The sequence below is a fragment of the Algoriphagus sp. Y33 genome (genome assembly GCF_014838715.1).
GTDB lineage: Bacteria > Bacteroidota > Bacteroidia > Cytophagales > Cyclobacteriaceae > Algoriphagus.
Genome location: NZ_CP061947.1, coordinates 2,629,484 through 2,644,985 on the forward strand (window position 1 = coordinate 2,629,484; position 15,502 = coordinate 2,644,985).

The window sequence follows — 15,502 nt, forward strand, 5'->3', positions numbered from 1 at the left end:
AATTTATTAGTTGATTTTAAATAGATAGCCTACATGAAGACCTATAAATCCAAGCCCACTTCCTGACAGAGCAAATCCTTGATAGCGGATAGAAAGATCTATATCCCCTAATAGGTATCCCACAGTGGCCGCATAGGCTAAAGAGGTGGAGGAGGCACTTCCTCCAAAATCTCCCATGCCCATAAATGATCCTTTGAGTGAAGAGCTGTTGATGGATAGGCCGAGCTGAGGCTCCAGATAGATTTTTTCCAGATGATGACGATATCCTGCCAGAAGAGGGACGATCCCCAAAGACCCCTTGAGACCTGCGGCGTAACTTTCTTTGAGACCAAATCTGGAATATCCTGTGCTGAAGGTCAGCTCTGCGTCAGGGTTAAGACTGTAGAGTCCCTTAAAAGCTACCCCGACTCCTACACCATAGACCTCCGAAAAATCACCAATGGGCAGTCCGGCCATGACTCCTGCATTCAGGTGGAGATCTCCTTCCTGCGCATAAGTGGTACTGGTAAAGGCGAGCAAAAAAGCGCCAATGATCATTAACTTTTTCATACTGAAATTGATTTGATTTAAATAATATTGATGTGTGGTTTTTGTAAAAGCCTCGATCGATGTATTTATTCAGCGGAGAAGTTTTACAAGAACCTTTCAACTACTTCATGTGAAAAGGAGGAAAAAGTAAACACTCGGTAGAAAAAAATGTAGTTTTGTCAACTTAGGGTTTACTTTTTAACTGATTTAGCTATTAATGAATAAAGAGGAACGTTTCGTACAGGACATCCGGAGTGGGGATAAGAGAAAACTGGATGAAATCTATTCTGAAAACAAACCCCATTTTCTTGCGTTTGCGAGAAAATACCGGCTCCAGGATGATGTGATCAGAGATATTTATCAGGAAAGCATCATTGTCTTCTACGAAAACATCCTTGGCGGAAAGCTGACAACCTTACAGAGTAGCATCAAAACTTACCTCTTTGCAATCGGAAAATACAAGCTGATTGAGCACCTCAGAAAGTCAGAAAAACACGAAACGGTACCTTTTGACCAAAGTGGGATACTTGATGAATTTTCTCTTGCCGAATTGCCGGGTGAGAATGAAGCGGACGAACAGACGCTTCTTATCAAATCAGGCTATAAGCAGCTTGGAACAAAATGCAGGGATATTTTGCGTTTGTTTTACTACGAGGAAAAAAAACTTGACGAAATCCAGCAACAGCTTGGATATGATTCTAAGGACACGGTCAAGAGCCAGAAATCCAGGTGTGTTAAACAATTAAGAAAATTAGTAGGGGTATATGAAAAGTGACAGGGATATATTGATCGATGGGTATTTCGAAAAGACCCTTACAGCCTTGCAACAAACCGAGTTTGACCGGTTAATGCTGGAGGATTCTTCGTTTGCGGAGGAAGTAACCTTCCATCGTAAACTGAAAGCAGCCATCCGGATGGAAGAACGGGAGAATCTCAAGGCCAGGTTTGATACAATCGATGCTACCCCAAGCCCATCCTACCGATGGTGGTACGCAGCTGCTGCTGTGTTGGCACTGATGGCTATGGGCTGGTGGATTAGTAGTCAGATCCCACAACAGCCTAAGGATTTATATTATGCTTATTTTGAACCTTACCCCAATACCGTGGAGCCTCTTGTAAGAAGTGATGCCGGACAAAAAGGTCTTTCAGTACAGGCTTTTCACCTCTATGAGGAAGGGGAATACGCTAAAGCCGGTGCTGCTTTCGGAAGGCTGTATCAAGAAAGTAACAAAGAACAGGATCTATTCTATCAGGCTATTTCGCTGATGGCCGCCGGAAAGACTACCGAAGCCCTCCCGCTGCTGGAACGGCAGGAATGGACAGCCTCCTACTTTGAAGCTTCCCAATGGTATCTAGCCTTAGCTTATCTAAAAGAGGAACAGCTTTCCCAAGCAAAAACCCACCTGAAAAAGGTGCGTGATGCCAAAGGTTTCCTATCGTCTCAGGCAACTAAATTATTGAAAGAACTGGATTAGTCACCAGCTTTTAGTTCATAAAGTCTGTCTTCTACGGTAGAAGAATCCCGCTGCCGCCAGCAGCAGAAAGGCAATGCCAAGAAAAGCCCAGTATTCATCGGGTATTATCCACTTTCCACGCGGAGAAAGTCCTTCTACATTGCCGTTGAGGACAAATCCCGCCCAATAGAAAGGATGCCGCTTCATGGGATGATCCACCAGAAATTGCTTTTTGGCTTCTGCAAGTGCTTCTTCCTTGGAGCTACCTTTATCCAAAAAATCATAGAAAGAACGCATCAAGGTCGCAGTTTCTTCATCAGGCACCTGCCACAAACTATAAATCGAGGCTTTTACACCGGCATAGGTAAGTGCGCGTGACAGACTCATCATTCCTTCTCCGGCCTGCAATGCACCAATCCCGGTATTGCAGGCACTCAGTACCACCAGATCAGCAGGAAAACGCATATTGTATAGCTCCGAATAGGACATATTTTCCCCATCCTGAAAGAATATCCCTGAACTTTCATAATTCAGTTTGTCCATCACCGCATGGGTAGCAAAATGATACACCTGAAAAGAACCTATAGCATTGAGAAACTCATCCTTATTGGCCTGATCACGATGGAAAACCTCACCTCCCAAACGATCCACAATGTAATGAGCTTCGGAAAGTGCGCCTTCCAGGTAAGTCAATCGGCTTCGGGTTATAGGAATAGTTTCTACAGTCTTAAGGAAAGATTTGGGGTACTCGGGCACAAAGGCTGCTACAGTACGGGAACTTGATTTTCCAGCATTTGCATATTGCTGTAAGCCCCACAGCTTAAAGGAATTGGAATAGCTAATAGCGTAATTTTCAATCAATAACCCGGACTTGTCAGCTTTTTCCAGGCTTTCGAAGGCCAGAAAATTTAGCTTACTGTCTGGAATAACGACTAGCTTACTGATGGATTCCCCTTCAAGGTTCAAGGGGTGGACCAGCAGTTCGTAAAGCTGTCTGGAAAGTGCCGCCGCCCCAGGTTGGATGGTTTGAATTTGTTCATGATAGGCATCCATGAGCTCAAGCACTGTTTTTTTTTCGCCCAGATCCACCACACGTGTTTTCTCAGCGCTGACTACAAAGGCGAATAGTTTTGAATCTGTTGCCAAGTACCTGACAATTGCCCTATCGTCTGAGAGTTGGTTTTGAATCAACTCAAGATTGATTCCCCCTGTGAAAAAATCAAAATAGCTCGTATCGTAGGAGGATATGCTGGCTTCATTGGCCTGGAGTTCTGCTTCCAACTGACGTATTTCGTCCTGTGAAGAAGTAACATTTTGTTGCTGAAGCTGTACTAAAGAATACCTTAACTGATTGTGCTGTAGCAACAAGCTGTCCGGAACGGCCAAGTATTGTTGGTATTTGGATTCAAACTCCCGCCACAGCAATTGGGAGGAGTTGTTTTCCACCCGGATCAATAGACTATCCACATCAGGCTTCTCCAATTGCAGATGTAGTGAAATCAAGCCTTCATGAATATTACCGGAAGTCATGTTCAGGCTGGGGTTGTAAGCCCCTTTTTGATAATAGTCCTGAAAAATAAGCGCAGCTACGTCAAAGAGATGGTAACTGATCAGGCCCAACTCCCGCTCACCCGTGCACTCAAATTGGTTTCGGTAAACGTTGGCAGCTTCTTTTACCGCATTGATATAATATACACTGTTTCGCTCGGCAAAGTCCTGCACATTGACGACCATCACGTCATCTATTTCCTCAGCGAGCAATAGCGAAAAAGCCTGCTTCACGATTTGCTCTGCTTGACCAAAATCATCCATTTGCTGCAGGATATCTGCTTTTTTCAAGGACAGGTTTAGCAGGTTGACTTCCCGGATGTCATGATTCCTACCGATCTGCAGGGCTTTATCCAGCGCAAGAAGTGCTTTATCAAGCTCATTTGAGGAAAACAACCAGAATTTACAATAATCCGCATAGCTCAGCATTTCATAGTAATAATTATCATACCTGATGCTTTTTTGCAGTGCCATATCCAAAAGCTGGATTTTCTTTTGAATTTCAGTACTATTCTCATAATCATCCAAGATAGCTGCTGTATTGAGAATGCTGCTGATCAGGTAATTGGAATATTGTATCTGGCTTTCCCGTGGAAGATCCTGAAAAAATCCGTTCAATGAATCTAAATGGGCGAGTGCCGATTGACCGTCGTCAGCCAGATCATAATAGAGAATGTTGATCCGGTGCCGGTTGACATGATGCATTAGCTGAGGTTTAATGGTAGCCTTAAACCCGGACTTTCCAAAGGATTCCTCGCTCACCCACTGGTCAAACTGCTCGTTCACTGATTCAATTAATTCCTTGGCAGCCGCCTTGTCACCATAGGTGCGGTATTGCCTCATGAGATTCCCATAGATGGTTATCAGGTAACTTTTGTCCACATCGGGATCTGATTCCCAGAGGGATTTCGCTTTGAGGTAACATTCCTTGCGTTGGGTGAAAAAGCCGGTTTCCGCATACATGGTACCCAGATTGTTATAAGCCAAAGCCAAACTGGACACATCCAATTCCTCCGGAGGCAAAGACTCGTAAAGGCTGATAGACTTTTTGTAAACCCGGATTGCCTCATGATAGTCTTTATTCTTGTCGTGCAAGTAAGCAATGTCGTAAACAAAATCTGCCTTGTCAGCAGTGCCGATCTGAGACGCTATCAATTGATATCCCTCCAATGCCAGCTGCAAGGAACTTGCCCAATCACCAGAATTGGCATAATCATGATAGGCCTCGGTAAACAGTTCTTTTAGATAATCAACATGACCATCAGAAGCGAGTGGTTTGCTATTTTCCAGGGCTTTTTCAAATTCCTGCCGGGACTTTGTATAATTCTGTTGACCGGAATAGTGCAAGCCGGAAGCTCTGTGAAACTTACTTTGAAAGAGCAAGAAATCTTGGTGATCCTTTCCCAGTTGATTTGACAGCTGTTGAAAAACCCTGGCAGCCTCAAGGTATTGCCGGGATGAGAAGAGACTATCTCCAAGAGAACTTTGACCGTGTTGTGAAGCCCTCGAATTTTGCTTACATAAGGTATGATTGAGGGTTAAAAAAAGGCAAATAAAAAGTGCTAGTGATGTTTTACTGTCAATAAACATGGCGTGTATTTAATCAATTGAAGCCAGCCTCTATGTTTCACTCAGGGTTCGGTTTTAATGCTAGGGGCAGTTACCTGATCAGCAATTCTATTCAGGAATTTTAAGTATTTAGGTTAGTTTAGGGCACAATATTGGGTGCATATCTATGTTGGAACCCTTGAAACAAACATTTAAAAGCCAGAAATCAAAAAGAATTAGGTAGTAATAAAGTCATTCTTCTTTAAAATTTAGGATTCGTGAGTCGCGATAAAGCGATAGATACAAGCTTTTCTTTAGTAAAGTGTAAGGCTAACGTGTTTGTATATGAACTGTGGCGTGTTTCGGTACGAGCCTCTCCTAATAGAAACGGGCTTTGGGAAATCCGCAGGATTTTCCAAGTGAAGACTCACCCGCTATTTCTTATACACGCTGTTCAGGAATATTTTCTTTCATTCTATTTGCCTTATAAAAACTACTGTTGAACAGGATTCTGACTAACGAATCATGCCCCCCTAAATATCAGCTTACTGCCTCACCCTGCCCTACTAGCCGGCCCAATCCCTGAAGAGAGAAGGCGCATGTTTAGTACTATCATCAAGATTTCAGAATCAAAAGGTGTTTGATAGTTTCCGGATTTAAGCCCAGAAGGATGCTATAAAAGTTGGCGTAGTTCCCAGATCCTGTCAGTCTCGATACCTCGAGTGTCGCAGGCGATAATGAACAATGGCAAGAACGGAAAAAAAATGATACCATCCCATCACGCAGGCTAGCTACTTCGCTAAATCCCTCCCTGCAATCTGGCTCCTCCTTAAAAATGTCCACAGGACATTTTCTTAACAGTCGGCCCTAGGGTATTATTTGGGAAAATGGGAGGAAATGTGAGGGAATTGTGGTGTTTTTTGGTTGGTCAGCAGGATTATCTGCATCCCATGGCATCCTTTTTCAGACAAAAACAGAAAGTGAGGTTCATGATCCTGTTCCGGATCTGGAATGCCGGTGATTGGTTTGCCCCCTTTTTCCTATCTGGCAAGTACTACCAGTCGATTTATCAGACTCCAAGATTTAGGTAATAAAGCCCTTGATTCAGAGCCCAATCCACCCGAAGCAAAGTGCTTCTTCAACGTCTTTATTCCAATTTGATGGAGTGAACATTTGACTTTTCTGTGTAATAAACGAGCCAAACAGATTGTGTTGACTGATGATTTTTTTCTAACCATTGCCTCCAATCTGCTCGGCTTTTAGGACGATATGTTTCTATTTCATTTTTAGGCATTCTCTTGTTCCAGCCATTTTAAAATTGATTGGGTAGTTTCCCCCGGCATTTCTTGCTGAATCCAATGACCGCAATCCAGACTGACAACATCCAAATTAGGAACGATATTTTTTAGGTTTTCAGACTTTGGAATCGTGTCCTGTTCACCATATATCATAAGAGTCGGCTGATGGATGATTGGGATTACGTCCGCCATCAAGTGCCAGTTTCTATCCAGGTTTCTGTACCAATTTATACTTCCTGTAAACCCTGATGATTCGAAAGCCGAGATGAAAACAGCCAGTTCGTCCTCATCCATCAAAGGCTCCCCAAGTGGTTTTTCTGCTCTTGCAAGATTGATCATTAGCATTCCCGGCTCAGGAGGTGTGGGGGGTATATTTTTGCGGAATATATTACGCAGAAACCGGGATGTGTATTCATTCATTATAGCATCTGCTACTCCGGGTTGTCTGTTGAAGTGAACAAAATAGAAGTCTCCTCCAACCAGTGCTTCCATCGACTCAATCCATGGTTTTTCTCCACGCGCCTGATAGGGCAAAGCCAGGTTGATCACTTTATTTACCCGCTCTGGATGCAATAGCGCCAGACTCCAAACGACATTTGCGCCCCAGTCGTGACCAACAAAAATGGCGTCCTCGTATCCGTAATGGTCGAGCAGTGCAATCAGGTCACCTGCCAAGTGTTCAATGTCATATTCAGTTACTTCGGCCGGACGGGATGAGTTGCCATAACCTCTCTGGTTTGGAATGATGACATGATAGCCAGCTGCAGCAAGTGCCGGTATCTGATAACGCCAGGAAAACGCATGTTCCGGAAAACCGTGACAGAGAACGACAGGTTTCCCCGAATTCTTTGGACCTGCTTCAAATACTTCCAGTTCCACGCCATTTACTGAAATCATCGCGGGAACCGGGAATTGGGTTGGATTTACACTTTTACTTGTTGTGCTTGTCATTTTATTGCCGTTTAAAAATTGATGTGATGCAAACTTAAATCCGGTCAGTGACAGCCCTATGTCAAGAGTGAAAAGGAACTAGTTGTAATTGTCAAAATACTCTTGCAAAGTCAGTATAAGGTTTAACCCGAATTATGCATTAGGTTTCGTTATAGCCTGTCCCGATAAATCGGGAAGGTCATTAATCGCAAGAAAATCAGGCTGTTTGGAAACTGAGTCCGCCGCGGCGGATATGGTGAAGTTGAAAACAGCAATGTAATAGCTGATTTTGAAGCAATTAAGGGTTGTAATAACTTGTGCGCCGTGGCGTAGAATTGCTAATGAATATTTCGGGTTTACTGATAATTCACAGTTCCTCTGGAATTATAAGTAAGGGTCGATTTTGCTACTCCAAAATATTCAGAAATCAATATTCCAGGAATAGCATGACAAGCTAATCTTATCAATGCCTGGTGATGGACACAATGCTCCAGATTATACAAAAGCTCCCGGAAATAGGTTGTATTGATGCCCTCAGTTTCCGGATTTTGATCCGGATACAATAGCAAATCCTTGTCTGGAAGAATGATTTGATGTTGAATCAGCCTGATTTTCTCCAAAGCAAATACAGGATCCCGTTCCATCCTTAAGTCTCTTTTTCGGAGATCATAATTGATTTCACCGGAGTCATACTGAGCGATCAAGCATTCGAAAAGCTCCAAAATATGTCGTACATGCTGACCAATTGAGGAGGTTCGAAACACCGGAGAAAATTGAGAATAATCCTGGTGAGAAAGTTGCAGCAGAAGATCACTGAGCTCCTCGAGCTGATTAGCGCATGAGTTAGATAGCATACCGGCGTTTGATAAAACTGATCAATTGATTTTTTAGGATAATCACCTGCCCCACACAAGCCAGAAAACAGACCAATGCAAGCCCGAATAGCTTTCCTCCATCATTATTGAATATAATTCCTAGTTGGAAGATATGCGCTCCGAGCGCTCCAACCATAATTAAAATTCCCAAAATTGCCCCAAGAAGTGTGGCTTTTGGTGTTAGAATTAAGATGGCTACAATTAATTCAATCACGCCAAGACCTATTCTTCCGAAAGGCTCAAGACCCAAAGTAGTAAATAGCATAACAGAATCCGAATGCGCACCAAACTTAAAAATCAGTGATTGAATCAGAATTATTGCCGCCAAAATCCGCAGTCCCCAACTGAGGCGTTTTGCATTTATAAATGATTTAGGCGGAAAGCCCGGTCCTTGCAGCATAGTCTTAAGATTTCATGGTTCTATACCTCAAAGATGTAGTGGTCAACTGACTCCAATTGTCATAAAACTTACACTTTGAGCAATTTTAATCGAGCTCGCGCAGGTTTTTTATCCTAATTTCTTTTCTGGAGTAGGTGATCAAACCTTGCTGCTCCCATTCGTTGAAAAGTTTGGTGGTGGTTTGCCGCGAGCTGCAGATGATTTGGGAGATTTCCTTATGGGTGAGAAAGTTGTCGATGCAGACCTGATTGCCTGTGAATCGGCCCTCACGTTTCGCCCAATCTGTAAGAAAAGCGATAAGTCGTTCTTTCGTGTTTTTGAAAAAGAGATTGGAATAATTGTTTTTGACCCGCTTCAGCCGAAAGCCGATGAGCTTGGTGTAAGATATAGCCAAGGTCGGATTCTCTGCCAGCAAGCGTTCAAAGTCCGCGGTGTTGAAGCTGCATAGCACTACGCTATCGGTCAAAACCTGTGCATATTCATAAGTGCTTTCTTCTTTATCAAGGTTGAGAGAACCAAACAATTCTCCCTTTTGGATAATATCCACGATCAATTCATTCCCTTCCTCATCGACTTGGACAATCTTCAGATTACCACGCTTAAGCAGAAAGATTCTGGAGCTTTCATTGTCTCCAAAATCTATCATTTCGCCCTTCTTGGCGCGCTTGAAATTGGTGATGATGCAAAGTTGCCTCACCTGCGAGTTGTTCAGCACCCAAAACAGCTGATGATTTCTCAAGTGCCAAAATTTAATTTCATCACTCATTGCTGTCCCTTATGAGGCGTTTATAAGATTGAAAACTGAGTTTCAAAACCGAAAGACTAGGTCTGGCCGGCATGGACTTCAGATTAAATTTGGCGATTTTTGCCATCTTCCTGAAGAATTTTGCAATGGTTTTTAGAGAAGCGACATAGGAGTTTCCCGGCGAATAGATGTGTATCGGTTCTGCATTGGCACCATTCACTTCCAGAATAGAAATTGCAAAAGCATCTTCGAGATCTGCCGAAGATTCCACTTTCACATCAAGTCTACCATAGTAGAAGTCTGATAGAGGAAGGCAGATATGCTCAAAAGCCAGTAATACTTTCGGGGAAATTAGCTCCGATCTATCCAAAAACAGCGCACCTTTACAATGATTCCCGCTGTGACTGAGTTGGAAGATTTCATTTTTTGCCGGGATGATTTCTAAAAGCTCCTCCTGTATTTCATGTAAATACCGTCTCACTCTTGGGTGATTTTCTGCGAGCATTTGTACAGAATTCACTCCGTTTCCAATGACTTGGAGCGGGATTTTTTGAGTGATGGACGGAATGCTCAGCTGACCTGTTTCAGGGTTTTTTACGATAAAAATCCCATATTCTTCGTTTTTGGAAATGAACTCCTGCAAAATCAACGCTTCGTTTTTGAATGCTTCGAGATAAAGTGCTACGTCGGTTTGATTTGTGATTTTCCGTACCCCTCGACCTCGCTCTCCTATATTTGGTTTGAGAATGAAGGGAAAATGGATTTCATTTTTTGCAGCTTTTTCCAATAATCCATTTAAGTCATGGGGTGGATGACTGAGAATGCTTTTGGGTATATTTTCCTCAGCAAAGTCCAGCATGGAGTCGAATTTTGAATAGTTGAAAAGCCCCCCATTCTCAATAGCCGGGTTCAAGGCCTGAAAGTAATTAAGATTCTGAAGACGGATTCCCCAGTAGATCCCAAGCAAATACATCGGAAGGTGAATTGTCCAGGCAGGCCAAAACTCGAAAGGATTGGTCTCAGTAGTTGGGTCGAGGGAAACCTGATCCTTGGTTTTTACGGTGATCGGGAAGCTTGGATTAGTGACCTCCATGATGTTCATTTTACTGTTTTTTGACGGTAGTCCAGTTATGATCGGCTTTTTTGATCATTCCATTTTGGTCTTTAAGCCAGTCTTTTTGGACATTCAAGTTATAATTTAAATAAAGTTTGTTGTCCACAACAGTCCATGCATCCGGAGAAATTTTTGCTTTGTATCCACCTGCCACCCCAAAGGCACAATAGCCACCATATTGAGGTGCATAAGTCTGAGGATTTGCGTCAAAAAGCTTTTTGTTGGCAGCACTGGAAAAGAGCCAACTGGCATTCATGTATACGGACTTGAATTCTTCTTTGCCTTTGACAGGCTTCCTTTCAGTAAAATAGGCAACAGGATCATAGCCTCCGATTGCCTTACCGTCAGAGAGGTAAACTTCGGGTTTTTGGGCGAAAGCTACTGTTTGGATAAAAAAGGCGAAAGCCAAGAGTAAGACCGTTTTCATACGAATTGAATTGAATTTAAGGTGTTTGTTTAAGTTGATAGAAAAGGCCAAAACCGTAACCTGGGCCGTTTAGTACATTTTGACCTTGGAGGACCTGATTGGCGTAGGCAGAAATTCCAATGTTATTTGGGAAAAACCATCCTATTTCTAGGGTTGGAAGCAAGTATTCAAGGTTGTTGGAAAAGATTCCGTTGTTTACATTTTCGGCATTTCCATTTTCGAGCGATTGGATGGCATTGAAGTGAAAGGCAACCAGAACTTTCTTCTTAAAATAGCCCAGATCAAAACCATACCTGATTTCGTCCGAAAAGTCTCGTGTGCAATTGTTGATACCTCCGAAAGCTGAAAAGTAAATGGAATTTGGGAGGGAAAAACCCAGGAAGAACGTTGAAGCTCTTCACCTATCTGAAGTCCCACTTGTTCCGCTTCCAGTTCGATGACAGGATCCACAAAAGCGTCGTCTTGATAGTCTATTCCAATGCAGGCCAAGCCAAAAAGAGGAGTAAACCGTGCGTTCGGGATTTTTTATAGAAGTGCATAGACAGGAATTTTGCTACAAGCTCCGGGTTTCCTTGGAATACAATTGTCAGGCATATGACACCTTTCAAAAATTCTCCACTAGGATGAAAAACGGAATAGAAAACCTTCATCATCATTCAGTCTAGCCCGGCATTCGGTCTGCTTATCTTCGGCAGGGCAGCGATGAAAAGTCGAACCAATGTCGAGGCAGAGTGGATGGACAAGAACCTTTGATTATGCATATTTCACATATAAATCATAAAGAGATCGGCATATGCACTTGCACGCTAATCTCTAGCCAGAGACTTGCTTCTTACCATCGCTCCTATTTTGTGGCGCCTCTTTGGAGAGTGAGTCCGCCGCGACGGATATGGTGAACTCGAAAACAGCAATGTAATGGCTGATTTTGAAGCAATTAATGGCTGTAATAACTTGTGGCCGTGGCGTAGAATTACTAATGCGTATTTCGGGTTTAACCGTGCTGCAGTATGCCAACCTTGCAAACTAGCTTTTGCACTGATCCGTTAGGCTGTAAATCGCTTAAATTACCTACTCCCTGCGTAGAAATCGATATAATTATTTAGTAGATTTAGCAAGTGAGAAAACTCTCTTCCATAGTTCTGCTGGGCTGTTTTTGCCTGTACTACTTCGGGTACCTAATCTATTACTATACTTTTCAGCATAGTATCAATAGAGATTGGGAAGAAAGCATCTGGGAAGAAATGTATGATGACTCTGACACTGAAATGATGGAAATACCCCTCTCCCTTCCATACATGGCCAATCAGGAATCTTTTCAGACGACTAACCTGGCTATGGAGGTAGATGGAAAATTCCTTCGGGTAGTCAAGCAACGTTACCAAAATGACACCCTACAACTAGTCTATATCATAGATCATCAACAACAGCAACTGGAAAACCAGGTTACTGACTGGATAAGATCCATCTCTGACCAATCGCCTCAAAACAAAAAGGAAAGAAATCAGCTATTTGCCAAGTTATTTCCAAGAGACTTCATGGCAAGTGAAATCCCCAAACTTAAAACTCTCTTTAGCCAAAATACTTCCTATAAAAAATGGTCACTTCAGGCTGATTACGCTGATATTGCTATACCCATAAAGACCCCTCCCCCACAGTTGGAATAAAATATACGCTTAATCATTTTTACTGCCAGTTGGGTCAATTTACCCGGTTGGCTGCACATATTTATTTTATCCTTACGTATGAATATAAAAAAACTACTCAGCATTGGGTTATTCCAATGCGTGGTGGCCTACTCCTATGCCCAAAATGACAGCATCAAGACGCTGGACTTAAAGGAATTTCAGTTGAGGGATTTCCGGGGTTTAGCGCCTGTTTCTCCTCTTCCAAACACACACCGCAACTTCCTGATCGGAGGAACAAAAACCGAGTCAATCCAAATCAGTCAGCTCCCAGCCAACCTGGCCGATAAAACAGGAAGGCAATTATTTGCCAAAATCCCGGGGGGATTTGTGTATGACATGGATGGCTCAGGCAACCAAATCAACTTCTCAGTCCGCGGACTGGATGGCCATAGAAGCTGGGAATTCAATGTACGCCAGAACGGCGTAATGATAAACACGGATATATACGGCTATCCTGCCAGCCATTATTCTATGCCTATAGAAGCCGTAGAAAAGATAGAGTTGACCCGCGGCACAGGAGCCCTGCAATATGGACAGCAATTCGGAGGCATGCTGAATTACATCTTAAAAGAGCCGGACTCTACCAAACGGTTTTCCTTCGAAAACTTAAGCTCTGTTGGTTCATTTGGCTTGCTATCTACCTTCAATGCCATTGGCGGCAAAGTGGGAAAACTGACCTACTATGCATACTATCAAAAGCGGGTTTCGGAAGGTTACCGGAGGAATTCCAATTCCAAATCAGATGCTCAGCATGTGGGCCTGACTTATCAATTCAACGATAAACTAAAGCTGAGGGGAGAACTCTCCCGAAGTACCTATTTGTACCGGATCCCCGGCCCACTGAATGACGGGATGTTTGCCGAAGACCCGAAACAGGCTAGCCGGAGCAGGAATTACTACAGTCCGGAAATCTGGATTCCTGCTTTGGTTCTGGACTACCGACTGTCGGCCAGGACTTCGCTCAGCTGGACAGTTTCGGGAGTATTCGGGCAAAGGTCTTCTGTCACATTCGACGGGTTTGCCAACAAACCGGACCTCATCGATCCGGCTACCGGTGTATACGCTCACAGAAACGTGGATATAGATAATTATCATACACGTACCTCAGAAGGAAGGTTGATCCATGCCTATCAACTGGGAGCCCTGAAAAGTAATTTCTCTGCCAACTTCCGGTATTTCAACAACAGCATGGACAGAAGGCAGCGGGGGCAGGGAACAACAGGTTCGGATTACGACATAAGCATATCCGGGGAGTTCCAAAGGGATATGAACCTGAAAAGTGAAAGCTTTGCGATAGCGCTTGAAAATCAGTTTTACCTATCGGAAAAACTCAGTATTACGCCAGGCTTACGGGTGGAAATGGGCTCTTCAAAAATGACCGGACGTATTGATTATATCCAGGACGCCAAGGTACCCAAGACGATAGCTTATGACTTCGCCGCACTCGGTATCAATGCCAATTATCAGCTGGACCGGAATTCACGGGTATATGCCGGTTTCTCACAAGCCAATAGACCTGTTATTTTCCAGGATATTATCCCGGGAAACCCCCTGATGCTCATCTCTGACAACCTGAAGGATAGTTTTGGGTATAACGCAGAAGTGGGTTGGGAAAACTCTTCCATCCCAGGCCTAAAGTACAACATCACCCTCTTCCAAACATCTATAGGCAATCGCCTTGGAAATATCTATGTGGAGCAAGAGGGGCAAACCTACATTCAAAAAACAAATATCGGCAATAGTCTGACTAATGGGATCGAATTCTATCTGGATTACCAGCTATGGAAAGGCTCCAACTGGACTTTGAATTTCTATACCTCTACCAGTTTGATGGATGCGAAATACACATCCGGTGAAATCGCCGGTGAAGACGGCAATCAGGATATTTCCGGAAACAGAATTGAAGCTGTACCAAAATGGCTAAGCAGAAATGGACTTACAGGATACTTCAAAGGATTGCAGGTACTACTCCAACATCAGTTTGTGGGAGAGACCTATGCCGATGTGCTGAATACAGAAACCCCACCGGAAAGCGGTGCGGTAGGGAGAGTCCCTTCCTATCATGTCTGGGATTTGAATACCTCCTATCAGGTAAGCTCAAATTTTATTGTACGGGCAGGAATCAACAACCTACTGAACGAGAGCTACTTTACTAAACGACCGCAGATGTATCCCGGACCGGGAATCTGGCCATCAGACGGAAGAAGTTTTGTAGTATCCGTAGGCTTCAAGCTTTAAAAGGTAGGTTCTGGGTGTAAATTATTGCTAAAGAGCCAGATGATTACCTCAACCTATATTCTATTAATACAATTGCTTAAACACCTAATAAACAGTAGTTTATTAGGTGTTTTATTTAATACTGGTTTAATCCGGGTGAAAACGTCTAAATCTCTCAGCAACAGTGTAAAAAAATCAATAGTTTGAACAGCTATTCTATGCAACAGCCAACTTCTCACAAAAATGCGACAGTTTGGTCCAAAAATTGGCCTGTTAAAGTTTTCGGCTTTGGACTAACACGAAGTCAATCAATATTGCATACTGATTCATTTCAACAACCGCATGTACCACCCGGGCAGAGATATGCAGTGAACTTAAGGATCTGGAAAAACGGGTGGATGCAAAAATCAGCAGTTTTTTTCCGAAAGCCCTACACCATTTCCACATGAGCGGATTAAAAAAGGCCGACAGATTGAAACGCACTCCCGCACACTATGGCAGTTTATTGAGCTGGAAAAGGAAAAGAATGCCACTGTGATCCTGCATATGCTACGGGATATGGGGGTGAAGTTCCCCTAAATTTACGGGAGATCATCTGTTCATGCCACATACTTTGCTGTATTGAAGTTTTGCTGCACTAGCTACAAACCTCCCGTAAAATCTTCTCATAAATCTACTCCGAGTCAGGCTTTTTCATCACCAAATAAAAGCAATAGGCGGTTGCCAAAACAAC

At 43.2% G+C, this 15,502-nt stretch carries 13 protein-coding genes; 4 read left to right on the plus strand and 9 right to left on the minus strand.

Going from position 1 to position 15,502, the window contains the following annotated elements:
- Nucleotides 1-6: 6 nt before the first annotated feature.
- Entirely contained in the window at nt 7-549 is a 543-nt protein-coding gene (locus tag ID165_RS10710) for a hypothetical protein (RefSeq protein WP_192350412.1), read from the minus strand.
- Nucleotides 550-745: 196 nt separating this feature from the next.
- Here ID165_RS10710 and ID165_RS10715 point away from each other — a divergent pair, with 196 nt between their 5' ends.
- Nucleotides 746-1,303, plus strand: a complete 558-nt coding sequence (locus tag ID165_RS10715) for an RNA polymerase sigma factor (RefSeq protein ID WP_192350414.1) — start codon at nt 746-748, stop codon at nt 1,301-1,303.
- On the plus strand, nt 1,293-2,003 hold the full coding sequence (locus tag ID165_RS10720) for a hypothetical protein (RefSeq protein ID WP_192350415.1): 711 nt from the start codon (nt 1,293-1,295) through the stop codon (nt 2,001-2,003). The genes ID165_RS10715 and ID165_RS10720 overlap by 11 nt, the downstream gene beginning before the upstream one ends.
- Before the next feature lie 15 nt (nt 2,004-2,018).
- Here the strand turns inward: ID165_RS10720 and ID165_RS10725 are convergent, their stop codons facing one another.
- The 8 genes from ID165_RS10725 to ID165_RS10760 all read right to left on the minus strand — a co-directional run bounded on the left by ID165_RS10725 (nt 2,019) and on the right by ID165_RS10760 (nt 11,356).
- Nucleotides 2,019-5,120 carry a CHAT domain-containing protein gene (locus ID165_RS10725; RefSeq protein WP_192350417.1) on the minus strand — a complete coding sequence of 1,034 codons (3,102 nt, stop codon included), beginning with the start codon at nt 5,118-5,120 and terminating at the stop codon, nt 2,019-2,021.
- Nucleotides 5,121-6,364: 1,244 nt separating this feature from the next.
- Complete coding sequence (locus ID165_RS10730; RefSeq protein WP_192350419.1) at nt 6,365-7,327, minus strand: alpha/beta fold hydrolase; 963 nt, start codon at nt 7,325-7,327, stop codon at nt 6,365-6,367.
- Nucleotides 7,328-7,662: 335 nt separating this feature from the next.
- Entirely contained in the window at nt 7,663-8,160 is a 498-nt protein-coding gene (locus ID165_RS10735; protein WP_192350421.1) for a DinB family protein, read from the minus strand.
- Nucleotides 8,150-8,581, minus strand: a complete 432-nt coding sequence (locus tag ID165_RS10740; protein ID WP_225587075.1) for a DoxX family protein — start codon at nt 8,579-8,581, stop codon at nt 8,150-8,152. Before ID165_RS10740 ends, ID165_RS10735 begins: the two co-directional genes overlap by 11 nt.
- A gap of 85 nt (nt 8,582-8,666) precedes the next feature.
- Entirely contained in the window at nt 8,667-9,320 is a 654-nt protein-coding gene (locus ID165_RS10745) for a Crp/Fnr family transcriptional regulator (RefSeq protein WP_225587076.1), read from the minus strand.
- 19 nt (nt 9,321-9,339) lie between these two features.
- On the minus strand, nt 9,340-10,428 hold the full coding sequence (locus ID165_RS10750) for an ATP-grasp domain-containing protein (protein WP_192350425.1): 1,089 nt from the start codon (nt 10,426-10,428) through the stop codon (nt 9,340-9,342).
- A gap of 1 nt (nt 10,429) precedes the next feature.
- Nucleotides 10,430-10,867: a YHS domain-containing (seleno)protein gene (locus tag ID165_RS10755; protein ID WP_192350428.1), complete on the minus strand. Its 438-nt coding sequence runs from the start codon at nt 10,865-10,867 to the stop codon at nt 10,430-10,432.
- 195 nt (nt 10,868-11,062) lie between these two features.
- Nucleotides 11,063-11,356: a hypothetical protein gene (locus ID165_RS10760; RefSeq protein ID WP_192350430.1), complete on the minus strand. Its 294-nt coding sequence runs from the start codon at nt 11,354-11,356 to the stop codon at nt 11,063-11,065.
- Nucleotides 11,357-11,982: 626 nt separating this feature from the next.
- On the opposite strand from ID165_RS10760, the gene ID165_RS10765 reads away from it, so the two are divergent.
- Nucleotides 11,983-12,531, plus strand: coding sequence for a hypothetical protein (locus tag ID165_RS10765; protein WP_192350432.1), 549 nt, complete (start codon nt 11,983-11,985; stop codon nt 12,529-12,531).
- A gap of 78 nt (nt 12,532-12,609) precedes the next feature.
- Nucleotides 12,610-14,790, plus strand: a complete 2,181-nt coding sequence (locus ID165_RS10770) for a TonB-dependent receptor domain-containing protein (RefSeq protein WP_192350434.1) — start codon at nt 12,610-12,612, stop codon at nt 14,788-14,790.
- Nucleotides 14,791-15,502 lie beyond the last annotated feature (712 nt).